General features: G+C 54.2%; 18 protein-coding genes. 4 read left to right on the top strand and 14 right to left on the bottom strand.

Features of this window, described 5'->3' with window-relative positions; all coding sequences use genetic code 11:
• Nucleotides 1–48: 48 nt before the first annotated feature.
• Nucleotides 49–2940 (top strand): carbohydrate-binding protein, encoded by a 2892-nt coding sequence (locus MKX64_RS21860; protein WP_341037395.1) that lies wholly within the window; start codon nt 49–51, stop codon nt 2938–2940.
• A 93-nt stretch (nt 2941–3033) separates the two neighbouring features.
• Here MKX64_RS21860 and MKX64_RS21855 read toward each other — a convergent pair whose 3' ends face one another.
• The 7 genes from MKX64_RS21855 to MKX64_RS21825 form a co-directional block, all read right to left on the bottom strand.
• Nucleotides 3034–4440, bottom strand: a complete 1407-nt coding sequence (locus tag MKX64_RS21855) for an ABC transporter substrate-binding protein (protein ID WP_095265187.1) — start codon at nt 4438–4440, stop codon at nt 3034–3036.
• Nucleotides 4441–4629: 189 nt separating this feature from the next.
• Nucleotides 4630–5505, bottom strand: coding sequence for a carbohydrate ABC transporter permease (locus MKX64_RS21850; RefSeq protein WP_230875714.1), 876 nt, complete (start codon nt 5503–5505; stop codon nt 4630–4632).
• Nucleotides 5502–6425 carry a carbohydrate ABC transporter permease gene (locus tag MKX64_RS21845; RefSeq protein WP_095265189.1) on the bottom strand — a complete coding sequence of 308 codons (924 nt, stop codon included), beginning with the start codon at nt 6423–6425 and terminating at the stop codon, nt 5502–5504. Before MKX64_RS21845 ends, MKX64_RS21850 begins: the two co-directional genes overlap by 4 nt.
• 106 nt (nt 6426–6531) lie before the next feature.
• Entirely contained in the window at nt 6532–7860 is a 1329-nt protein-coding gene (locus MKX64_RS21840) for a response regulator transcription factor (protein WP_155618191.1), read from the bottom strand.
• A 17-nt stretch (nt 7861–7877) separates the two neighbouring features.
• Entirely contained in the window at nt 7878–9677 is a 1800-nt protein-coding gene (locus MKX64_RS21835; protein WP_341037394.1) for a cache domain-containing sensor histidine kinase, read from the bottom strand.
• Between the two features lie 332 nt (nt 9678–10009).
• Nucleotides 10010–10360, bottom strand: a complete 351-nt coding sequence (locus MKX64_RS21830) for an alpha/beta fold hydrolase (protein ID WP_095265191.1) — start codon at nt 10358–10360, stop codon at nt 10010–10012.
• Between the two features lie 40 nt (nt 10361–10400).
• Nucleotides 10401–11264, bottom strand: coding sequence for a helix-turn-helix transcriptional regulator (locus MKX64_RS21825; RefSeq protein ID WP_176475420.1), 864 nt, complete (start codon nt 11262–11264; stop codon nt 10401–10403).
• Nucleotides 11265–11418: 154 nt separating this feature from the next.
• Between MKX64_RS21825 and fabF the strand changes: the two genes are divergently transcribed.
• Nucleotides 11419–12666 (top strand): beta-ketoacyl-ACP synthase II, encoded by a 1248-nt coding sequence (gene fabF / locus MKX64_RS21820; protein ID WP_095265192.1) that lies wholly within the window; start codon nt 11419–11421, stop codon nt 12664–12666.
• A gap of 328 nt (nt 12667–12994) precedes the next feature.
• Nucleotides 12995–15007, top strand: coding sequence for a PTS fructose transporter subunit IIABC (locus MKX64_RS21815; RefSeq protein WP_341037391.1), 2013 nt, complete (start codon nt 12995–12997; stop codon nt 15005–15007).
• Nucleotides 15008–15042: 35 nt separating this feature from the next.
• Here MKX64_RS21815 and MKX64_RS21810 read toward each other — a convergent pair whose 3' ends face one another.
• From MKX64_RS21810 to MKX64_RS21800, 3 genes are read right to left on the bottom strand one after another with little or no spacing between them, the layout of a single operon-like run.
• Complete coding sequence (locus MKX64_RS21810) at nt 15043–15525, bottom strand: DMT family transporter (protein ID WP_095265194.1); 483 nt, start codon at nt 15523–15525, stop codon at nt 15043–15045.
• 16 nt (nt 15526–15541) lie between these two features.
• Nucleotides 15542–16240, bottom strand: a complete 699-nt coding sequence (locus tag MKX64_RS21805; RefSeq protein ID WP_095265195.1) for a Crp/Fnr family transcriptional regulator — start codon at nt 16238–16240, stop codon at nt 15542–15544.
• A 56-nt stretch (nt 16241–16296) separates the two neighbouring features.
• Complete coding sequence (locus MKX64_RS21800; RefSeq protein ID WP_341037390.1) at nt 16297–16722, bottom strand: DMT family transporter; 426 nt, start codon at nt 16720–16722, stop codon at nt 16297–16299.
• Between the two features lie 212 nt (nt 16723–16934).
• Between MKX64_RS21800 and MKX64_RS21795 the strand changes: the two genes are divergently transcribed.
• Complete coding sequence (locus MKX64_RS21795) at nt 16935–17498, top strand: GNAT family N-acetyltransferase (RefSeq protein ID WP_095265197.1); 564 nt, start codon at nt 16935–16937, stop codon at nt 17496–17498.
• A 13-nt stretch (nt 17499–17511) separates the two neighbouring features.
• On the opposite strand, the gene MKX64_RS21790 is transcribed toward MKX64_RS21795, so the two are convergent.
• The 4 genes from MKX64_RS21790 to MKX64_RS21775 form a co-directional block, all read right to left on the bottom strand.
• Complete coding sequence (locus MKX64_RS21790) at nt 17512–17646, bottom strand: hypothetical protein (RefSeq protein WP_255222930.1); 135 nt, start codon at nt 17644–17646, stop codon at nt 17512–17514.
• Nucleotides 17647–17672: 26 nt separating this feature from the next.
• Nucleotides 17673–20072 (bottom strand): glycoside hydrolase family 95 protein, encoded by a 2400-nt coding sequence (locus MKX64_RS21785; RefSeq protein ID WP_095265198.1) that lies wholly within the window; start codon nt 20070–20072, stop codon nt 17673–17675.
• Nucleotides 20073–20156: 84 nt separating this feature from the next.
• A complete protein-coding gene (locus MKX64_RS21780) occupies nt 20157–20642 on the bottom strand; it encodes a hypothetical protein (RefSeq protein ID WP_095265199.1) in 486 nt (161 codons plus the stop codon).
• A gap of 307 nt (nt 20643–20949) precedes the next feature.
• On the bottom strand, nt 20950–24651 hold the full coding sequence (locus MKX64_RS21775) for a cobaltochelatase subunit CobN (RefSeq protein ID WP_255222939.1): 3702 nt from the start codon (nt 24649–24651) through the stop codon (nt 20950–20952).
• Nucleotides 24652–24679 lie beyond the last annotated feature (28 nt).

Below are 24679 nucleotides of genomic sequence, written 5' to 3'. Positions count from 1 at the left end.
TATGCAATCCTTTACAAATCCATTAAATAAAGGAGGTTTATGTACAGAATGAAAATTGCGAACAGCCACACACGAATGCTCGCCTTAGTCTGTGCCTTCAGTCTGCTGCTGGGGACGCTGCTCTCTTCCCTCGGCACACCCCGCACCGCCGATGCCGCTGCACTGCAGAATCTCGCTGCAGGCAAACCGGTGACCGCATCGGGCCATGCCGATGTGTACGTCGCAGCTAATGTGACCGATGGCAATCCGGGGACCTATTGGGAAAGCGTCAACCATGCCTTCCCGCAATGGGTGCAGGTGGACCTCGGCAGCCAGACAACTGTCCATCAGGTCGTGTTGAAGCTTCCTCCGGGCTGGGAGACCCGCGCCCAGACGTTGTCCGTTCAAGGCAGCGCCAACGGTTCCAGCTTCACCGACCTCAAGTCATCCGCCAGCTACACCTTTAATCCGGCGGCCGGCAACTCCGTCACCATTGAATGGAGCCCGGTCAGCACGAGATACATTCGAATCCACGTAACCGCCAACACGGGCTGGCCCGCAGCACAGCTGTCAGAGCTTGAGGTATACGGCCAATCCGAAGTGGTCACCTGGCCGATTCCGGGCAAGATTGAAGCCGAAGGCTACAGTGCCATGCACGGCATCCAGACTGAGCCGACATCCGACATCGGCGGCGGTCTGAACGTTGGCTGGATTGATGTCGGCGACTGGCTCGAATACAATGTTCATGTTCAGAGCGCCGGCACGTATGCTGTAGATTATCGAGTGGCCAGCAATGCCTCCACCGGACAGATCCAGCTGCGTTCCGGCACCACGACGCTGGCCACGACGGCGGTCCCGAATACCGGCGGCTGGCAGAATTGGCAGACGGTCACCGACTATGTCACGTTGAGCGCGGGTCAGCAAACGCTCCGTCTATATGCCAGCGGGCATGATTTCAACATCAACTGGGTACAGTTTGCCCCTGACAATGCCGACCGTATACCTCCTACAGCCCCGTCCAATCTGACCTATACGGAGCCGGCGCCAGACACGATTCGCCTCGCATGGGGAGCCTCCACCGATAATGTGGGCGTCACCGGATACGACATTTATGCCAATGGCCTGCTTCGCGGCAGTGTGAGCGGATCGACCCTCACCTATACTGATCAACAGCCTCAGAACGCCACCGTAAGCTACTATGTCGTTGCCAAGGATGCCATCGGCAATACTTCCTCGCCCAGCAACACCGTCACCCGATACGGTTCAGGCGGCAATGATAGCGGCCGCGGCGCGAACATGCCGTTCACCATCCTTGAAGCCGAAGCACCTTCGAACAGAACGAACGGCACACGGCTTACACCGAACTATATCCTCGGCGATTTTGCCGGCGAAGCCTCCGGCCGTTCCGCCGTATATCTGGACCGCAACGGCCAGTATGTCGAGTTCACGCTGACCGCACCCGCCAACGCGCTTGTCCTGCGCAACGCCGTTGCCGAGAATACAACCGGAACGATCAGCCTGTACATCGACGATGTGGATAAAGGCAACTTTACTGTTACCTCCAAATTTTCTTACGTCTATGCAACACCGACCACGCTCGACCGGCTCGGCTACGACAATGCCGGCTCCAAAGCCTACTGGCTGTATGAGGACAGTCAGCTTATGCTGGATCAGGTATATCCGGCCGGAACCAAGATTCGAATCCAAAAGGACGCCGGCGATGTGCCATGGATTTATGTCGATATGATCGAAACCGAGAATGTTGCACCGCCGGCATCCAATCCGAATCCTAACCTGTATGTTCAGGTATCCAACAGCAAATCGATTGAGCAGGCGCTCCAGGAATTCCGGCAGGACCCTTCGAAGAAAGGCATCTTCATTCCAGCCGGCGAATGGACCTTATCGTCCAAGATCCATCTGTACGGACGGGCAACGGAAATTATCGGCGCCGGGCCATGGCATACGAAGCTCGTCGCTCCGCAAAACCAGACGAATACCGATATCGGCTTCAACATCGGACAGGAAGCAAACGGCTCAACGATTCGGGATCTGTCGGCTTGGGGCAATTATGTCTACAGACAGGACGGTCCCGGGAAATTTATTGACGGAAACGGCATGCGAAACGTGACCATTGATAACGTGTGGGCTGAGCATTTTGTCTGTCTCTACTGGGGCGTGAACTCTTCATACAACACGTTTACGAACAACCGGATCAAGAACATGTTTGCAGACGGCATCAACATGACCAACGGTTCATCCTACAATGTCATCGACAACAACTATGCCCGCGGAACAGGCGATGACGCGTTTGCTTTGTTCAGTGCCATTGATGCAGGCGGCTCTTACAATGTTGGCAACAAATATACCAATCTGACGGCAACCAATGTGAGACGCGCAGCCGCATTTGCCGTATATGGCGGTCAAGGCAACCTGTTCCAGAATCTGTACGGTGCCGATACGCTGACATATCCGGGCTTAACAATCAGCAGCTTGAGCTTTGGCTACAACACGCTCGGCTTTGGCGATCAGGACACCGTCATCGATGGCGTCACCCTGGACCGCACAGGCGGCGATTTCTGGACCAGCGTCGGTGCAGATGACAAAATCAATGATTATCAGAACTTCGGAGCGATCTGGCTGTTTGCCGGTGACCGAAGCTTCCGAAATATTGTGGTGAAAAATGTAGATATCAACAACCCGGTCTACTTCGGTTTGATGTTCCAGACCAAATCACCGGAGAATCTGCCGATGGAGAACGTTCGCCTTGAGAATATCAATATCCATCATGCGCCTCGCTACGGCATCAAGCTGGTGGTGAGCGCAGAAGCAGGTCAAGGCCCTGTCGTCGGAGAAGCAAGCTTCACCAATGTCCGAGTGAACAACCCGGGAATCACCGCCATATACGGGGAAGACAGAACCCCGAACTTCCGCGTGATCCGGGTGTCCGGCAACAACTGGTAGACGACAGCCCGCTCCATTTCCTCATCGATAGTACAACGGAAGAAGCTCCGCGAGATCCTTGGGATCCGCGGAGCTTCCTGCATCCTAACAACGTTATGGCGCTTCAATCTTGTCAAAAAATCTCGTCTGCACCGTCTTGGCCGCTTCATCCAGCTGGGACTTGGAATCCGTCCCTTCCTTCGAGAAGGATTCCTGCACTACGTTGGCCATGACGCCGTAGTAATCCTGCGTTCCGTACTGGGCCTCCGGCTTGCCGTCGATCAGGCTCAGCATCCGCTCATCATAACGATACACATTGTCGTATTTATCGTAAATCGCATTCAGCTTCTGGGCATACTCGGAATCATCGCTGAAATAGTTCAGCGGTGCCGGGACATAATACTTGCCGTTGCTCTTCCGTTCCTGAATATTCGCCTCCAGCGCCTCCAGCCCTTTATCCGTGAAATAATCAAAGGTGATGTACCGGAACGCCATTTCCTGCTCTTCCTTCGTTGCATTCGGGTTGATAACCAAGTAATTGCCGCCCAGAATGCCGATATGCTTCCCGCCCTTTTCGTAGGCCGGCATCGGATAGGCGATGACATTCTCCGGCTTAAGACCGCCCTGGTTCAGCGCAGAGTCGATAATATCCGATGCACCGGCGATCACCATCGCGGTCCGTCCCTGCTGAAACGCATTGATGGCATCGCTCCAGCCTAGCGCCCAGTCCTGCGGAATCGCATTAGCTTCCCAGCGCAGCTTCTTGTAGAAGTCCAGCGCTTTTACTCCCGCCTCGGAATTGAAGATGGCCGTATATTTGCCATTCTCGATCTCCTGGATTTCCCCGCCGGCCTCAAACAGGAAGTTCGTCCAGTTCCATCCGGCCTCGTTACCCTTGCCCATCGGAGCAATGCCCGAGATGCCTTTCTTCGGATCTGCTGCGCCCTTGGCGGTATTGTACATATCGTCCCACGTCCAGTCCATGTCCGGCAGCGGAATCTGCTTCTCGTCTAACAAGCCTTTGTTGATCACCGTTGAGGTTACATAGCCGTTTTGCGTAATGCCATACACCTTGCCGTCCACGATAAACTGGCTTTGCAGCAGCGAGTTCATCTCATCCTTGTATTCCCAGCTGTTGTACAGCTCGCTGATGTCAGCCACCCAGCCATGCTCCACCAGCATTTGTGCTTCGGTTGCAAATGTGTTGTAGAAGGTCGGCGCTTCATTCGAAGCCATTTTAATGCCGATTTCGTTGACATTATACTGCCAGTCGTCCTTCACAATCGTCACATTCGGATACATCTCGGTAAAACGCTTGATTTTGTCATCCTCCTGTGCCCTGGCCTCCTTCTGATCCGGCAGCGGATAATGGATTTTGATCGTAATTTTGCTCTGCGAGCCGTCATCCGGGCCTGCCGCTTCCCCGCCTGGATTGTCCTCTGTCGCTCCATTGCCGCTGCAGGCAGCCAGAACGGCAGCCAGCAGCATCAAACTGAGCAGCAGCATTGAATACTTGCGCATGAAAACTCCCCTTTTCCCTTCAGAATGGTTGTTGCTTCTTTCTCATCATAAAAGAGCGCGCTCCTTCGAACGATGTGTTATCATATTCCCTTCATGTGCAGGCCTACGATGTTGCCTCCATGACCGAATTCCCGCTTGCAAGCGGGCCTCCCCGGATATTCAGCGCGCCCTTGCCCTGATCACCTCGACCTATCCTTTTACCGCTGCCAGGCTGACACTGCGCATAATGAAGCGCTGAAACACGAGAAAGACGAGGATCGGCGGCACCATCACCATGAACAGAATCGTGAACTTGATGTTGTTGTCCATGCTGCGGGCATTGATCACATATTTATAGATCGCGGTGGCGAGCGTGTATTTCGATTCACTGTGCAGCACGAGCGACGGCCAGAACCAGTCATTCCAGGCATTTGAGAATATAAAGATCGCCAGCGTAGCGAAGATCGGAATGGACAGCGGTACGGCGATCCGGATGTAGCTGTTCATCTCCGAGGCTCCGTCGATCCGCGCCGCCTCGAAGATTTCCGGGTGAATCCCGTCGAAGAAATTTTTCATCAGCAAAAAGAAGTAGGCATTCGCCCCCGCTGGCAGCCAGAATGCCCAGAACGTATTCAGCAGCCCCAAATCCTTCAAATTAACAAAATTCGGAATCATATAGCTGGAAGCCGGGATAAACAAAGTCATCAGAATGAAGAAATAAATCCCGCGGTGAAATGGCACTTTCAGGCGCGAGATGCTGAAAGACGCAAGCCCGAGCACAAATATGGTCATCACCAGATTTCCGACAAATACATACAGCGTGTTTTTCAGAAACATCGGCAGCTGAATGTAGGCCCAGCCTTCCTTGAAGTTGCTCCAATTCCACGTCTGCGGCAAAAACCGCGGCGGAAAGGTGTTGACCTCCTGATTCGTCTTCAGTCCGTTAAATGCGGTCATCAGGATCGGATACAGCATCGTCACAATCATGACAACAATACACAGCACCATGAAGCCGTAGACAACCTTGTTCCACGGTTTCTGCAGATCCGCATCCGAGAGAATGCCCCGTTCATAAAGTTTGCTCAAGCTCCATCATCCCCCTTGTTCAGCTTGTACTGGATGATCCCGACCAGGCTTAATACGGCAAACATGAGCATGCCCATGGCAGTCGCTGTTCCGTAATCCAGACGTGTGAAGGCGTATTTCACAATCAGCAGCGCATACGTCAGCGTGGCATTGTTCGGTCCGCCATCCAGCAAGGCCAGCTGGGACTGGTAGGCCTGTGAAGTGCTGATGACCTGGAGAATGAACATCAATGCAATCAGCGTTCGCATCGAAGGAAGCGTGATATACCGGATCCGGTTCCACACCCCTGCACCATCAATCTCCGCGGCCTCATACCAATCCTTCGGTATGCTCAAGACGCCGGCGAGATAGATCAGCATCGCTGAGCCGAACTGCTGCCACGTCTCCATGAACACAATCGCAATCATCGACCATCGGCTGTCGGATATAAAGGACACCGGATCCGCGCCAAATGTGATCAATAGCCCGTTGATCGGACCGACCGGATCATACATCCATCTCCACATGCCGTACAGCACGACGCCCGGCACAACGAAAGGCAAATAGGCGGCGATGCGCGCAAAGCCCTGGAAATAGCGCAGCTCGGAGATGGCGATCGAAGCCACGATCGGCACCCAGAAGCCGATGATCACCGTGAGCAGCATGTAATAAAGCGTGTTCTTGACCGCCGTCCACACGTCCGGGTCCTGAAATACGCGCGCATAGTTATCGACACCCACAAACGTATTGCCGTTCACAAAGTCGATGCTGTAGAAGCTGTACAGCGCCCCTTTGGCGATCGGCACCCATAGAAACAGAATAAAAATGATGACCGCCGGCAACAGAAACAAATATCCCCACAGATGTTTTCTGAATCGGCCTCTCGGCTTGCCGGACCGCTTCTGCAAGACGGGCTGCAGCGCCGTTTCTGGCTCCCCCATTGTTCTCCCTCATTTCATGTTGGTATGCAATCAACATCATTGTAGAGAAGAGAGAAGGGGCGGAACATGTCTAGTTCTATGAGAATGATGGTTGATCTTACTCCCCTTATTTTTTCAAGTCGCTTGGGCTGACCCCGTAATATTTTTTGAAGATTTTGCTGAAATGCTCCGGCGATTCATATCCGACCCGCTCGGCAATCTCATACCGGCGCAGATCGGTGTGAAGGAGCAGCGACCGGCTCTCTTCCATGCGCAGCTTCACCACGTATTCCCACAGGTTGGAGCCGGTTATTTTCTTGAACAGATAGCTTAAATAATTCGGGCTGACATGATTTCGCTTGGCCACTTCATGTATGGTAAGCCCCTTTTGATGGTAATGCTCATCGATGTAGCGTTTGACCTGCTCCACGATCTGGTTGCTCTGGGTAGAGAGCTCATCGGCATCCGGGTCGCGCTCGTAGTTATGCCAGCTGAAATCGCCGTAATAGAATACATGGTAATCCTTGTGCTCCCGGCTCCACAGCATCGCTTTATCCGCTTGCCGGCTCAATACGTTCAGGAACGAGAGCCCCTTCAAGATTTGGCTGATGCCGACCGTGCATGGTATCTTTAAATACTTGACGATATGGTGATGCATGCTTCTGCCGATCATCTCCAGCTGATGAATCCGCCCGGCCTGCAGCTCGGCGTATTCCTCATCGCTCCACTGGACGATCACATGGATGTTCCGGTTCCGGCCGTAGAAGACATCGGCATGCCATTGCTGATCCAGCAGCTCCTTGACGATGTTCAAGGCCGCATATTGCAGCAGCCGGGCATCCTGCTCCGAATAGCGTGCATCCTCCGCTTCGCTTAAAGCTAGGCGGATTTTGATCACCGAGAAATACGGGCCTTTCAAGCCCAGATGTTCATAATACGCGGTCTTCGGGTGAGGCTCCTCCAATCGATCCACAGGCGCCTCCAGCAATTGGTTGAGCGGCTCGCTGTGTGCTGGCCCAGGCTCCTCCATCCGAAAGTCCTCATGCCCGGCGGACAGCACCTCTTCCGTTCGAGGCAACGGCTTATCCATCTTCAGCAGCACACTCCGGACCGAGTCAAGAAACTGCTCGCTGTTCAGCGGCTTGATCAGATAGTCTTTGGCGCCGAGCCGGATCGCCATCTGGGCATACTGAAACGTCTCATGGGCGGAGATAATGATCGCCTGCACCCAAGGCTTTGCCATTTTCGCCTGATGCATCAGTTCAATCCCGGATAGCTCGCCCATCTGGATGTCGGTAATCAGCAGATCGACATCTTCCATACGAATATAATCCAGCGCCTCTTCTCCGCTGGCAGCCGTCATAATCTGACCGATGCCAAGTCCGGATGCTCGCAGCAGCCCGGCCAGCCCTCTGCATATGAGCGGCTCATCATCCACGACTAAAATGTTGTACATCGCTATCGTCTCCTCCTTTAATCGCTCTGGCGAATCACCCGCAGCCTCACCGTCACCATCGTGCCTCCTCCAGGCCGCTTGGCATACGTGAGCCCGTATTCCGGGCCATAATGAAGCTGCAGCCGCTGATGAATATTGCGAATGCCATAACCCGATGACGGATTCGGCGATTCATCGTTCAGCACCTTGGCAATCGCCTCGTAATCCACCGTTTTAAATCCGTTGTCGGATATGCGAACATACAGCGCTCCTTGTTTCTCCTCGGCGCTGATCCGGATTTCCCCGTCCTCGCCCATATTTTTAATGCCATGGATAATGGCGTTCTCTATTAATGGCTGAAGCGTAATTTTCGGAATCATCACATCGAGCAGCGCAGCGGGAATGTCCGACTCCACGCGGAAGGCGTAATCATGCCGGTTCTGCTGCAGCTTGATATAGGCTGTCGCATGCTGAAGCTCCTCCTCCAGCGTAATCAGCTCGCGGCCGCGGCTCAGACTGATTTTCATCAGTTTCGACAGATCCTTGATCATTTCCGCCGAGGCGGTGTTTCCTTCCATTACGCTTTTCCAGTAAATGCTCTCCAGTGTGTTGTACAGCAAATGCGGGTTGATCTGCTGGTATAATAGCGCGAGCTGGGTCTCCTTCTGTTTAAGCTCCATCAAATATTGATCACGAATCAGATCATTCAGCCTTCGCGCCATATCATAGGTGGTGGAGATGAGCACACTCACCTCGTCGCTGCGCTTTCGGCTTGGGGGTTCAGGCACGATGCTTCCCGGCTCGTAGCGGCGCACGAAATGGACCAGCTTCTGCAGCGGGGCCATCAGGGAGCGCCAGAAATACAGAATGATGATCAGGCCAACCACAAAATAAGCGACCGAGATCAGAAGAATGACCTGCTTCATCTCATCCTGCTGCTGCAGCAGCGCCTTGACCGGCACCTTGTACACGAGCTTCTGCTGAAGCACGTAGTTGTAATCGGCAACATAGATGAAATCCTTCGTGATCGCATCCTTCACGCCGATCGCAGAGCTGCCCGGATCCAGCTCCGGCGGCAGCGCAAGATAACCTTCCTCCCCGGGCACGGTCGATGTGAGGATCAAATTGTTCCAATCGGTAAAATATAGCTCTCCTTCCGGCAATGATACCGTTTTCAAAGATTCCTCGATTTTCGCCTCGACATTTGAGACGGCCAGTACGCCGATCGTGCCGTCTTTATAAATATTGTTGACTGCCCGAAGATACAGCAGCGTATTCGTTTCCTCCGGTGCCTGGACCGACGGGGAGTAATAATCAGTGAGCCTCAAGTACCCTTTTCCCTTGCGGGCCACTGCCTCATCGAACCATTCCGGCTTTTGCAACTCATCGGAAAAGAAATATACACCCGATTTCAACGGATCGGGATAATACGGGGCAAAAAAATACGCATTATCCGGGTCATACACGTAAAGCGAGTAGTACAGCGGTTCCCTTTCATCCGATTCCTGGGAGTATGTATTCAGCATCACTTCGATTTTCTCATAATGTTTGACCCGGGTCAGAACATCTTCCTCCCCGATCGTGCTGAGCTGTTGTATGAACTCGTTCTGCACCACGGTGGAAGTTACTTTGTTAATCGTCTCAATGTCCCTGCTGATCAGCTTGAAGTTCTGCTGGTTCAGCTCGATGTAGGCATTGGTCACATGACGCTTCAATATTTGCCCGGCCGTACTGTTGCCATAGCTGTTTAGAATGAACAGCGGAATGACAAGCACAAGAAACAGCAGGACGAGCTGCTGCTTGACATTCATTTGGGTTAACGGGTTTCGAAACTTCATTCGCCACCTCCGGCTTATTCTCAATATATCAGTTCCTAAATAAGCCCTGTATGTGCATTTCTACGATGATTATGAGCATTTCCACACACCGCTGCAGTGCGATCACCTCATCCTGCACCTCCTGATGACCCGTATATCGGTTCATTCATTAGCTTCATTCTACTTCCTCCGGCGTTTTTTGCCAAAACGGCGATTTGATCCCTTAGCTCATCGGCAACAGCACCCTGCTCCGCGGATCAAGATCCCTTCTGCATCTTCACTGCATGCGAAAAAGCCGCGATTCCTCGCGGCTGACATGAATCTGCGCACCGCCTGCAGCGGTGAAGCTGGAGTTATGCATCGGTTACAGTTCCTTCACCGTCCATAAAGCGAATGATCCTCTCCACATATAAATCCATGTCGGTGATCAGGCTAAGATGACCGCCTTGCCTGATTTCCAGATGAGCGGCTCCATGATACCGCAATACTACCGCCAATACTCCGGCTGCAATCTGATCCATCGAGGCGGCTTCCCCATAGTAAAATGATATGACCGTATACCGCTGTGCAAGCTCAAGCATATGCAGGAAAAAAGCTTCTCCGTTGCCGATCGCGCCAGGCAGCAATATCAAGGCAGGTTCATGGCTTCCACCGATATGGTAGCTGATTCGAATGCCACTGTGCACGAACGTTGATTTGCACAAGTTCTCGCAATGAGCCGCAATCCTATTCTCCGCTCTGATGCTATTCTTCCTCCATCAATTGCCGCAACTTCGCCTCTGTATTCGTATCCGGCGCAGGGGTGTAAATGCTGCAGCGCAGGTCAGCATCGCCATATACTTTCAGTGAGGTCAGCTCATACACCATCTTCCCGGCCTTCGCATGCCGAAATTCCAGATGCACTTCCGGCGCATAGCTGACCTGGCTTTGTTCCCACATCTGCTTGAAATCCGGGTGCTGCCGCTTCATTTCCTCCAAAAAATGATCATACCACTCATCATCCACATATTGACCGTAATACGTGCGAAACATTGCCAGAAAACCGCTGGCAAACTGCTCCCAGTTCACAGCCAGCCGCCGAAACTCCCGGCGTGTGAACAGCAACCGAATGATGTTCCGCTCTTCCGGCGGGATCTGGTCAAAATCGAGGAACACTATCGAGGCCGCGCGGTTCCAGCCTACAATATTGCACATTCGGTCCGAAATCATGACCGGACAGAGCCTCAGCTCGCTCATAATTTTTTGCAGGGACGGACTGAGCTGGACCTCGCCCTGACGAACGGGGTAAGCAGCGCCGCTGTCCCCGCTGTCCATGGCCAGCGAATACAGATAACGCCGCTCATCGGCATTGAGCTGCAGCGCCTTGGCTACATTGTCCAGCACCGATGACGATACCTGGATATCACGGCCTTGCTCCAGCCAGGTGTACCAGGTGGTGCTCACTCCAGCCAGCTGAGCAACCTCCTCCCGGCGCAGTCCCGGCGTTCGCCGCCGCGCACCGGGAGGGAGCCCGGCTGCTTCTGGCGAGATTTTCGCCCGCTGCCCTTTAAGAAAGTCTGACAATGCCTGTCTTCGAATTAACATATGACGACGCGTAGGGGACTCCATGCGCGCACCTCCCTTTAGTACCTGGATTTAGTACCAAGCCTAAACTATCATAATTTATACTAGGATAAACGGTATCTTGTAATAGGATAGATCTAGTGACATTATAGCCTTATATTCTCCAATATAGAAGATAAACAAGGAGGCTGACGTTCTCATGGAAAGAGTTGTCATTACCGGCATGGGCATCATTTCACCGCTCGGCAACGATGTAGAAACATTCTGGACCCGACTGTCCAGAGGCGAGTCGGGCATTTCACTTATAGATACTTTGGACACGACCAGGCATAAAGTTAAAATCGCGGGCTCCGTCTCCGCATTTGATGCGAACGAACGCTTCGGCGCGAAGGAAGCCCGGCGCATGGACCGTTTCTGTCAGTTTGCGCTGGCTGCAGCCGATGAGGCGGTCACCCGTTCCGGACTGGACCTGAACCAGGTGAACAAGGAGCGGATGGGCGTATATGTTGGGTCCGGCATCGGCGGCATACAGACGCTCATCTCCCAGACGGAGACCTTGTCCGCACGGGGGCCGGAACGGATCAGCCCTACACTCGTCCCGATGATGATCCCGAACATGGCCGCTGCCCTGATCAGCATCACCTACGGTACGCGCGGGCCTACGCTGGCTCCGGTAACCGCCTGCTCCATCGGCAATACCGCCATCGGCGAAGCTTTTTTTCACATTCAGGCCGGGCGATCCGACGTGATTATTGCGGGCGGAACCGAGGCTGCGCTTACCGACATTTCGCTCGCCAGCTTCGCGAATGCAACAGCCCTCTCCACTCGCGCTTGTGCGCCTTCGGAGGCGAGCCGTCCATTCGATCGGGATCGGGACGGCTTCGTCATGGCCGAAGGAGCGGGCATCCTGGTCCTTGAATCGCTCTCCCATGCGCTGAAGCGCGGTGCTCCTATCCTGGCTGAGGTCATCGGCTATGGAGCAAGCTCGGATGCCTACCATATGGTGGCTACCCCGGCAGACGGTCAAGGGGCCGCGCTGGCCATGCAGGCCGCGCTGGCAGAAGCCGGGCTCGCTCCGGCCGATATTGATGTCATTAGCGCTCATGCGACAAGCACCATCGTTGGCGACCGGTCAGAGACAGCTGCGATCAAGCAGGTATTCGGCGATCATGCCTACCGTGTCCCGGTGACGGCCAACAAGTCGATGACCGGGCATATGCTCGGCGCATCCGGCGGAGCCGAGGCGATTGCTCTTGTTAAAATGCTGGAGCAAGGACTTATTCCGCCAACGATCAATCTGAATCATCCTGACCCGGAATGCGACCTCGATTATGTCCCGAATACGGCCCGTTATTCGGATTTGCGAATCGGAATTTCCAATTCGTTCGGATTTGGCGGACATAATTCGGCCATTGTATTGAAGCGTTTCGAACACGACGGAAAGTGACCTTTATACAAGAAGAAGCCCCCGGGGAGCCGGGGGCTTCTCTTGATCCTGTTACGAACTCCGATACAGCCAGCCTTCAGGAGTTTCAGTCACATCGGCGGATATCTCATACTTTTACTTTTCGCCTATTTCTCTAAACCGTTCCATCACATTGTCATCCAGCAATCCCTGATATCAGGTGCTTCGCCTAGACGAGCAGATTGATCACGGAAATCATCCGTATATTCCAGAGCCTTCGGTTAATAATTAAGATATTTTCTTCGATTATTTGCGATAAGATAATGAGGGTAAGGGATTACAAGTGCAATAAAAAGAGGAGGATGGAACAATGAAACTGTTGGCTATTACCTCAAGTCCCAACGGGATTGCACATACGTATATGGCGGCGGAAAACCTGCAGAAAGCCGCTGACAAGCTCGGCATTACGATAAAGGTGGAGACACAAGGCTCCATCGGTGTGGAAAACCAGTTTACCGAAGAGGATATCCGCGAGGCTGACGGCATTATCATCGCAGCAGACAAGACGGTGGATAAGAGCCGCTTCATCGGCAAAAGGCTGCTCGTCACCGGGGTGCAGGAAGGAATTCGCCAGCCCGAAGCGCTGATCAACACCATGATCCGCGGCGAAGCACCTGTGTATCAGGGGCACAGCGAAGAAGATGTGCCAGCCGAGAAGGCTGCCGCTTCCGGAAAACCGCAAAATTCGTTCTATCGCCACCTGATGAGCGGCGTATCCTACATGATCCCGTTTATCGTTGTCGGCGGACTGTTGATTGCCATCGCATTATCGATTGGCGGCGAGCCGACACCCGGCGGGCTGCAAATTCCAGAAGACTCGTTCTGGAAAACCATCGAACAGCTGGGCGCTGCAGCCTTTACGTTCATGGTGCCTGTTCTGGCCGGCTTCATCGCCTTCAGCATCGCCGACCGTCCGGGTCTGGCTCCGGGCATCATCGGCGGTTACATCGCGGCCAATGGCAGTTTCTACGGCAGTGAGGCTGGTGCCGGCTTCATCGGCGGAATTATCGCCGGTTTCCTGGCGGGATATGTAGCGCTGTGGATCAAGAACTGGAAGGTGCCGAAAGTTATCCACCCGATCATGCCTATCATTATTATACCGGTATTGGCTTCCTTGATCGTCGGCCTGGCGTTCATATATTTGCTGGGCGGACCGGTCGCTCAGGTGTTCGTATCACTGACCAATTGGCTGTCCGGCATGCAAGGCACCAGCTCGATTCTGCTGGCCCTCATCCTCGGCGCCATGATCTCCTTCGATATGGGCGGTCCTGTCAACAAAGTGGCGTTCATGTTTGGTTCCGCCATGATCGCAGAGGGCAATTATGGCATTATGGGGCCGATTGCGGTTGCGATCTGTGTTCCGCCGATTGGTCTGGGACTGGCCACCTTTCTGTTCAAACGCAAGTTCCATGAGACAGAGCGTGAATCCGGCAAGGCTGCCTTCACGATGGGCCTGTTCGGCATTACCGAAGGCGCGATTCCGTTTGCTTCACAGGACCCGCTGCGTGTCATCCCGAGCATTATGGTCGGCTCGATGGCCGGATCCGTCATCGCGATGCTCGGCGGCGTTGGCGACCGGGTGGCTCACGGCGGCCCGATTGTAGCCGTTCTTGGCGCCATCGACAACGTCTTCATGTTCTTCGTCGCTGTCATCGTCGGTGCGATTGTCACCGCCTTGATGATCAAGCTGTTGAAGAAGGACCAGATTGAGCAGCAGCTGGCCGTAGCCGGAGAAAGTATAGGCACGGTCTCCCCTGCCTCGGGGACGCCTGTGCAGACGAACGATTTCAACAACCCCACAGAAGCAGCCGAAGCCTCGGAACTCCCTCGGGCCAACGGGATATCGGAGCAGAAGCAGCGGCCCATTCGCAAGCTGACCGATATCATCAGTCTGGATTTGATTGATACTTCCTTGTCCGCCTCCACGCGCGATGGAGTCATTGATGAAATGATCAGCAAGCTGGAAGCCCAAGAAGTGCTGACCTCCGGCGCAGCGTTCCGAGAGGCGATTATGCGTCGCGAGCAGGAAAGCTCGACGGGCATCGGGATGAATGTCGCCGTTCCGCATGGAAAATCAGATGCCGTGCTCAGTCCTCGCGTCGCCTTCGGCATAAGTCGTGAAGGGGTCGACTGGAACAGTGCTGATGGCACGCCAGCCAAGCTGATCTTTATGATTGCCGTTCCCGCAGAGAACAAGGGCAACGAGCATTTGAAGATTTTGCAGATGCTCTCGCGCAAGCTGATGGATGACAGCTTCCGCGACCAGTTGCTCCATGCAGAAACCAAGCAAGAAGTGATTGGACTGCTGGAGCAGATTCAATAAAGACCAAGCCCCCAGGCCATTCAAGGCCTGGGGGATTACTCCATTCCAGGACGGCGGACCGTTTCCTTAAGACGCTCCCGCGCTCCCCCAAGTTTAAACACAAAGATGCCGGCCACAAACACCAGAACGCCGATTAGCTGATGAAGCGTGAATGGCACCTGTTGAAGCCCCAGCCATCCCCTCGTATCAAACAGCAGCGCAAGCCCGAGCTGTGAGGTCATTGTGATCGCTACAGCAAACGTCGGTCCGAGCAGCCTCATTCCCTGCACCATACAGGTAACGACCCCGACACCGATCAGACCGCTGAACCAGAACCAGGTCTGCATATGAGGCAGAAATCCGGTCATGCCCTCTCGATCCGCAAACATTCCGATCATGAATGAAGCAGCAAAGCCCAATCCAAGCACCAGCGTCGTCGTTGTCCACGTCCCCGTATGCCTGTTCACTTTCGTATTGAACACATTTTGCAGGCCGACCAGTGAGCCGGCGATCAGCGCCAAGAACAATCCCAACACCATCTAAGGTCCCTCTTTTCTATTCATAAATATTCCGGCTGACCAGCCTGCGAAGGCCGTCCCGATCGGTCACCACGATGCCGCTGCGGCTTCGCTCGACCCAGCCATGCGCGGTGAATTTGCGCAGCACCCGGTTCAGATGCCTGTAGCTGGTGCCGATCAGATTCGCGGCGTCGGCAAGATCGGCCGTGCTAAGACTGCCCCGGAACTGGCTATCGCCCTCGTCAAATGAAACGGACAACAGATAGCTCGCCAGTCTGATCTCAACCGGATATAGCAGATTGAAGCTCATCGAGGTTGATTTCGTGTAGAACTTATTCGTAATGATGTCCAGCAGAAAATGCAGCAGTGGAGAATGATCGCCTCCATATTTTCGCAGCCAGCGATATTCGACGCCAATCATATGAACCGGCGATACCGCCTCCACCGTGTTGATGATCTCACCAGCCCGGATATATTCAACGTCGCCAACGACCTCCAGCGGATTCTGGAAGGTGACGATCAGCGTCCGTCCCTCCGGGGAGGTGTTGTAGATTTTCAGTTTCCCTTTAACGAGCACATACAATGCAGTGGCCGGTTCGCCTTGCGTGCATATCAGCTCTCCCTGGTCACAACTGTACAGCTTTAAATAAGGGGTCAGCGCCTCGGTAAACACCTCACCCAATCCGTACTTGTCCATATAGTGCTGGAACTGCTTGCGATCCGCGATTTCTTTCATGGCTGCCCCCTTCTCCTATCCATCAGCTGCTCCCAAGAACCATTATTCCACTGCACTTAAAGTTTCAATATGACGACACCCGCGATCATCAATCCGATACCGATAAATTGCGGCAGCCGCATTCGCTTCTGCTTCACACCGAACCAGCCAAAGCTGTCAATCAGAAACGTCATCAGCAGCTGCGCAATCAATACCACCGCCATCGATAGCGTAACACCGACCTTCTGTATTGCCGTCACATTCGCAAAAATAATGATCGCGGCCAGCGCACCGCCGCTTAAATAAAGCGGGGAGACCTGCGCAAGCTGACTTCTGTTTCCGTCACGGATCATGATCCAGATCACGAACGCAGCTACAAAAACGACAAACTGGGTTAGCGCCGCAGCCGGCCATGTGCCGATATCTGCACTGATCCGTGTATTGGCGACGCCCTGAACCGTTATAAAAGCCCCTGCCAAAAAAGCAAACAGCAACCCTTTCATAATCTCTCTCCTTGTTCCTTCCGACTTGCTTCCTGTTTCATGTCAATTTCTAATTAAAGATGAACTTCATCCGTTTGGAAAGGACATATGTCCTGAATGACGCACCTCTGATGATAAACAGCCTTATGGACTGCGTTATAGTCAGGTTGTCGCAACTCCTTGTCCCGTATAAAATAATAGCAGATTCAAGACATCTGAACAGGAGGCGCGCCATGCGGCTGGACATGAAGACATTAACGGAATGGAGCGAGGCGTGGTGGGATAAGCTTGGCCCCATCTACCAGGAGGCCTTTACACACGGAGCCAAGCCGGAACGCGTGCTGCGGAGCATGCTGGAGCGCGGGATTGCCTGCTTGCATGCCGGAATGGTCGGGGACGAGGCCATTGCCATGGCCGTGAGCGGATTTCGCGGCAAGTTGGGCAACAGGCGGCTCATCCTCGACTATATGGCTGTCCGTGACACATGGCGGGGAAAAGGTTTCGGCACACGCTTTTTCATGCACATTCGCGACTGGGCTGTACGCGAGCATCAAGTTAAAGCCATGATCATCGAAGCGGAAGCAATGGATACGGAAACAAATCGGAACCGCCTGGCTTTCTGGCATCATTGCGGTTTCATCGAAACCCCTTATGTGCATCAGTACATCTGGGTTCCGGAGCCCTATCGCGCGCTGGCACTGCCGCTGTCCCCTGATTTTCGCATCACGGACGACGGGCGTTCCCTGTTTCACGATATTACTTCGTTTCATCAGCAATCCTTTCGGAACCCTTCGTAAGAGGGCTTCAACATTAATAACCCGGAGGAGCGGTCAAGCCACCCTCCGGGTTATTCGCTTTCTCACAATGACTATTCTTCGGATGAAGAGAGAATGTGAAGGTCTCCTCCAGGAACAATTCGGCAATCATCAGGTAGCGCCACAGCATTCATATTCGTCTTGCTCCTTCCCCGATTACTTTAACGGCTCCAATCTGTACGTTAGTCCCGGCGCTGTTGAGAAAGCGCAGTACCCCTGTTCATCCGGCGTGATTTCGAACCTTTCATCCTTGCAGTACACGGCATAACTTATCCCGCTGCCGCTCGTGTCGATGATGCATCGGTTCCCGAGATTCGAGTATATGCGAGCTTCGATCAACGAGCCGGATGCCCAGCGAATATCCACTTCAAAGCCGCCTCTGGCGCGAAGACCGCGCACCACCCCTTCCCGCCACCCGTCCGGAAGCGCAGGCAGCAGCTTCATCGCAGGGCGATGCGATTGGAGCAGCATTTCGGCAATGCCGGCCGAGGCGGCAAAATTGCCGTCAATCTGGAACGGCGGATGCGCGCCCAGGAGGCTTGCATAGACCCCCCCATAGTTATAGCGCTCTCCCTCCCCGTCTTTGACCAGTCGCAGCATGTTCTTAAGCAGCTGATAAGCCCGATTCCCGTCGCCAAAGCGGCTCCAGAGCGCAACTCGCCAGCCGAGGCTCCAGCCGGTGCTTTCATCCCCGCGCCGCTGCAGCGTCACCCTCGCTGCCTCGAACCATTCAGGCGTCTCTTCAGCGGTCAGCTGCCGCCCCGGGTATACCCCCACCAGATGGGAGGTGTGCCGGTGAAACGGATCCTCGTCTTCAAAGTCCGCTGCCCATTCCTGCAGCTGGCCGTAACGCCCGATCTGCGGCGGAAACAGTCGTTCCCGGGTGCTGCTCAGCTCTCGTCGGAAATCATCATCCATGCCGAGGATGTTGCTGGCCTCGATCGTGTTGGTGAACAGCTCCCAGATCAGACTCAAATCCATTGTTGCCCCTTCACTGATCGCATAAGTTCCGTCAGCCGTGCGGAATTTATGCTCCGGCGATGTAGACGGGGATGTCGTCAAATAGCCATCCGGCCCTTCAATGAGCCAGTCCAGGGCGAACAGACAAGATTCTTTCAGAATAGGGTAGGCTTCATCCCGCAAGTACTGCAGATCTCCGCCAAACGTATAGTGCTCCCACAGATGCTGGGTCAGCCAGATGCCGCCCATCTGCCACAATGCCCAGGTGGGATCACCGTCCCCGTAATTGCCCACGGGCGCAGTCTGCCCCCATAGATCGGTGTTATGATGAGCGACCCAACCTCTGGCTCCGTAATGAACCGCGGCGGTTACGGCACCATTCTGGGCCAGATTGCCGATCATATCGAGCATCGGGCGATGACATTCAGCCAGATTGCAGACTTCGGCCGGCCAATAGTTCATCTCTGCATTGATGTTCAGTGTCCAGTTGCTGCTCCACGGCGGGCGTATGGACGCATTCCATATGCCCTGCAGATTCGCTGCCTGCGTGCCGGGACGCGAGCTGGAGATGAGAAGATATCGCCCATAGTGGAACAGCAGCTCCACCAGCCCCGGATCCGAAGCCCCGTACTGCACAATGCGCTCTTCCGTGTCCATTTCAGCGCTGCCGGCCACGCTGTCCCCGAGCCGCAGATCGACACGGTCAAACAGACGGCGGTAATCCTGCATATGCCGCTCAAGCAGCTGTGAATAGTCATGCTGCAGCGCCGCTGCCAGATGCCGCTCACAAGCAGCTGTTGCAACGTCCGGGCCGGCAGGCATCTTGTCATAGCCGCTGAAGCTGGTCGCCGCACTGATAACCAGAACCGCTTCGGTCGCTCCATACACATGGATGCCTCCGGCATCGGCATAGACCTGACCGTCCGTGCTTGCGACATGCAGCTGTCCTTCAAATGCCATTCCCTTGCCCGGTCCGGAATCCGCATACCGAACCGGCTTGTCGGCTGACACGTAGCTTGGTTCCACACGTGCAGGCGCATGTCCGCGTATCTTGCAGGCCTGATCCTCCATCAGCAGAACATGACGGAGCTGGCTCTCCAGCCGCGCATGGACATCCAGCGCTCCAGGTACACTGGCACGCAGCTTCAGCACAATCAGCTGATCCGGGAATGATGCAAACATCTCGCGAACATAAGCAACCTGACCGACACTGTACTCGGTCCGATGAACAGCGCGCGTAAGATCCAGTGTGCGCCGGTAGGAATGGAAGATCGGGCCATGATCAAAGCTCAGACGCAGATCGCCAAGCGGCATATAGGATTCCGTGTAGGGCCCCAGCATCTTCCGGCCCAGCTGGTCCGCTTCGGCATAACGCCCCTCCCGCGTAAGCTGCCGAATAACCGGGAGAACCTCCCGTGCAGCCGGATTGTTCCAGTCCCTCGGATATCCCGACCATAGCGTATCCTCGTTCAAGCTAATCGTCTCCCGCTCCACGCCGCCGTAGATCATCGCACCCAGACGGCCGTTGCCGATCGGCAGCGCTTCGGTCCATACCGAGGCGGGTTTGCCGTACATCAGTTTTTTGTTCTCTTGCATGCTTAACTACCTCCGTTTCTCTTTCAGTAGATGGAATTGAATTGCCTTGTTTTCTCTTGCGATGTCTAAATATCAGATCCATGATTAACCATCTGGTCGATGGACCATGTCCAGATCTTGCATGTAAAAGAGCCCGTTGTCGCTAATGTCAACGTTCCGGCATGTTTCTACCGTGATCAGCCCAAGCGACTCCAGCGTCCCGGTCCGGCTTCCCGTCACGTCCACCTCATTGCCCTGAAATACCAGCCCTTCCGTCCCATGCACTGACAGCAGAAGTGCTGCTGTACCCTCGAACCGATTCCCCTCGATGCGAATATTGCGATGCACCGGATCAGCACCGGAGCCCGCCTCGTTCTCGGGCGCAATTCGAATGACCGGATGCCCCGCACCGCCGCAGCCAATAAACACGTGGTCTGCAATGAGCATATTTCGAACGGCACCCGACTCATACCAAGAATTGGCGTCGCCTGCAACCAGAATGGCGCTCATGGTCATCTGTTCAAACCGGTTGCCGCGAATGATCGTTTCAACAATCTGGACTCCCCCCTTTTTTCTTGATAGCGCTATCATTTTTGGCCAATCCGGTTTTCTATATAGGTTCCATGTTACTGGATGTGCCACTTTTTGAATAGGTACCTTTTTGAGCGGAGGGTACATTTCGTATGATTCCAGGGCTGCTCAACGGCTTGAATACGGCAATTTCAAGAAGCCGCATATATGAAGCCTGCAATCATCCTCGCCTTTATGCATCCGGGTAGGCATGCGGTGCTAGTGCTGACAGGCTCCATCTATGGTTGCGGTCACTTTCTCACGTCCGTGCTCGCCACCGATCCGGATATCACGCAGAAAAGCAGCTCAAAATGAGCTGCTTATGTCATCATTCATTGCTTTCCAGTTCACCTTCAAGCTCCAAATACCGCTCGTGCAGCATCTGCAACTCTTCATCTGAAGCCTGCCAGTATTGGCGTTGATGGCTCTCCAGCAAAGTCTCCAGCATGCTGTGATAAGCCCAGCGATTATTGTCCCGCATCTGCTTGCTGCGCTGTTCATCAGCCACGTATTCCTTGTGAACCGCTGAGAAAATCCAGGAATCCACTTCATGGGTTGTCGCCGCCAGACCCAGCAGGTTTTCGATGCGATCCGCGATTTTCTGCGCGCCATGATAATCATGCTTCAGCAAGCCGTCCATCCATTTGGGATTCAGCAGCCGGGTGCGAACCCCGCGCTGCACCGACTTCCGCACTTCCTCGGTCAATGCCCGCTCACCCGTCGAATCGGTGATGTATATCGCTGCTTTTGTCCCTTTGGCGATCTCTACCGATTTGGCCAATCCTCCGAAGAACTCGTAATAGTGGTCCAAATCCGTAACTTCGTGCTCGTGATTGCTGCGGATTTGCGAAACAATATCCACCGCAGCCAGATTCGCCTTGTAGAGGTCATACATGTCTTCGCCCCTGTACTTCGAGCTGTATACATGCTTCAGACTGCTCATAAAGGCCTCGCCCAGCTGGCTTTCATCCTCCCACTGCTTCGTCTCGATGAGCTTGGTGACCGATGTGCCGTACTCCCCTTCGGCAGGTCCATATATGCGTGCGCATGCCAGATCCCATGCTTCGTTATGTCCTGCGCCAGCCAAGCGAAGCTGTTCATACAGCTTCACCGAGTGTCGCTTGAACAGATTCTGGTCCATTGGCTCATCCAGCTCGGAAATGTCTTGAAAAATCCGATGCAGCATAATCATCTGCTCAGGGAACATATCCCGGAAGAAACCGCAAATATGTACGATGACATTCAGCCGCGGCCTATTCAGCTCTGCCAGGGGAACAATTTCATACGCCATCGGCATCATAGCTCCCCGTTCTTTAATTCTGACGCCGAGATACGCCAGAATCTGGCCCAGCGTCTCGCCTTGTGTTCGCGATGTTTCCAGCCCCCACATCACAAGCGCTGTGGTATCCGGATATTGATGGTGAGACTTATAATACAGTTTCAGTGTATTCTCTGCGATTTTCCATCCACTGGAAGCGGCTGTTTGTGTGGGGATGGCTCTTGGGTCGAACTGCACCAGATTGTACCCTGACGGGAGAACCTCCGGGTTCCGAATATAATCTCCGGCAAGGCGTACCGGCACATACTTCCCATCGAGCGCTGACAAGAGCTGCTGGATTTCCTGCTCTGCATTTGTGGAATGGTACGCCGCCATCCCTTTCTCCCATAGTTCCTGCCAGCGTGCCTGAAGCTCCTCGTTTAGCCCGCCGGGGGCATCCGGAATACTGGACGTTTGCATGAAGGACCGCACGGCTTGCTCGACATGCTCATCCACCGTTCGCAGCTTATCAATATGCTGCCCATCCAGCAGTTGATCATAATCCCAGCCGAGTGTCGTGGCATAGATTCGCTGCAAGGAGCCAAGCGCACGGTTATCATGGCTTAAGATCATTCTCATATGACCTGCCGCCTGCTCGTGGGTATAGCCCTCACCCAGAACATGCAGTCCTTCGGGGATCAAGGATCTTCGCATTCGGTACAATTCGCTTTCGATCTGCTCCAGATCATCGGCTTCAAGCGACAGCGCTTCAGCCTGCTCCTGCAGCCTTCTCCACAGCCCCGGAAGCCGCGCCGGATTCAGCCGCTCCGCTTCCCTGTATTCGTGCAGCAGCCCTTCAAGCGCTGCATATTCCCCATACAGGCCGCTAGCTGTAAATGGCGGGGATTGATAGCCGAGAAGGACAGCATGGGTTCTTCGTTTTGCAATCATCGCCTCCGAAGGATTCCCGACATAATAGGCATAAAAGTGAGGAAGATCCGAAATCATGGCATCCGGCACACAGTCTCCGGACATGCCGCTCTCCTTGCCTGCCATAAACTCAATCGTGCCATGGGTCCCGACATGCAGGATGGCATCCGCCTTGAACTCGTCCCGGATATACTGGTAAAAGGCCAAATACTGATGGTGCGGCAGCAGGCTTTTATCATGGTAGGCCGCTTCGGGATTTTCATGCACGCCCCGGCTCGGCTGCAGTCCGATAAACAAATTCCCGCTGATCAGACCAGGGATTTTGAACGCCTCGTTCTCGATCGTCATTATGCTTCCCGGCGCCTCTCCCCACTGCTCACGAAGCTCATCTTCTCGTTTGGCAAATACCTGGTTATTCTTCACATACTGATCGGTGCTGATCCTGGGAAGAGATTCAGACCAGCGCTCATCCGCCCAGTCACCGGAATTGATCAGCCCTTCCCGAAGGAAGCGCTCCTTTAATTCTGCACCGGTAAATGTATCGGTCTCGTAGCCATGCGCTTTCAGTGCGGCTGTCAACCTGGAGATCGACTCGAATGTATCTAACAATGAGGCTTGAAAAAGATTCCCTTCTCCCGGCGGATAATTGTATCCGATAATAGCAATTCGTTTCTCCGATTGCGGCTTGCTGCGCAGCGCCAAATACCGCCGGATCCGGCTGACCAATCGGTGTGCCCGCTCTTCGATCAGCTGCAGCTCCTTGGTATGCAGCTGCATCTCCTCATCATAGTCACGCGTGCTCAAGGCAGCAACCGGCAGTGTATCTATGCTCCCGTCGAGCTCAGGCAGCATCATCTGCACGAGGAATTCGGAAGGGGTCAGGCCTTGGGCGGATAGTTCCCAGTCGGAACGTTCCCTGCGTGTCAGGAAAAAGGGATGCAGCATCGGCGCCTCCAGCTCTTTTAACATGGACAACATTTCTTCGCTCTTGCCCCCGGTAGGCCCTGCCCCCAGCCGGAATGGCACAAAATTGACGATCAGGTCCACCTTGTTGCCAGAGGTCCCGCCGTGCATGAGCAAATCCTTCAACCTCTTCGGGTCCACGCGGACGAGGGAAGCGAATGCAACGGGCAGAACATTGGCGAAGGGCCGGATGTCCTGTATGATGCTGCCTACAATGTCACCTGTATGGAGCGGATAGCTGTAGCCCATGAACAGCACGGCTACCGTCGGCAGTTCTTTCCGGACAGGCACGGTGAGGCGATAGGCCTCTATTGAATCGAAGGGCCGCTTCAGACACGGGTCATAGATGCCTGCCGCTTTAAGTGCAGCGGGCGGCTCCACCGCCGGCCAATCCAGCTTTTTCCCTAGCCTAGCTGCAATGTAACCGAGCATATGCTGCATATTATGGATGCCTGCATGTCTCCAGTATTCAACAAGCGATCGGTAGCATTCGAGATCCTCTCGGCACTCAGCCTGATCGGCAGAAGCGTGCGGCTTTCCGTGTTGGTGCTTGCCGGCAATGTCATCGTAACGCAATGAGCCTAACCGGAACAGCTCCTGAATCCCTTCCGCATTCCCCCCTACAATGACCTGCTCCGTATCGAGAGCTGCGCATATTCTATGGAGACGAGACAGGGTCTGAGCAGGCGTGCCGTGCGGATCATGAATAATAAACTCGGCCTCCTCGGCCCTAGCTTTCACCCGCTCCCATTCTTCCTCCGATAACTCTCCTTCAATATTAAAAATGGATAACGCGATACGACTGCGAAGCGATGTCTCCATGTTGGTATACATCAGCGATAAATCCTTCATGGCCGCATGCGAAGTTGTAAAGATCACGATCTTCAATCTTGTTGCCTCCTTTCTG

The sequence above is a fragment of the Paenibacillus sp. FSL M8-0334 genome (genome assembly GCF_038000405.1).
Lineage (GTDB): Bacteria > Bacillota > Bacilli > Paenibacillales > Paenibacillaceae > Paenibacillus_AQ > Paenibacillus_AQ campinasensis.
This window is presented reverse-complemented; position numbering and strand designations above follow the sequence as displayed.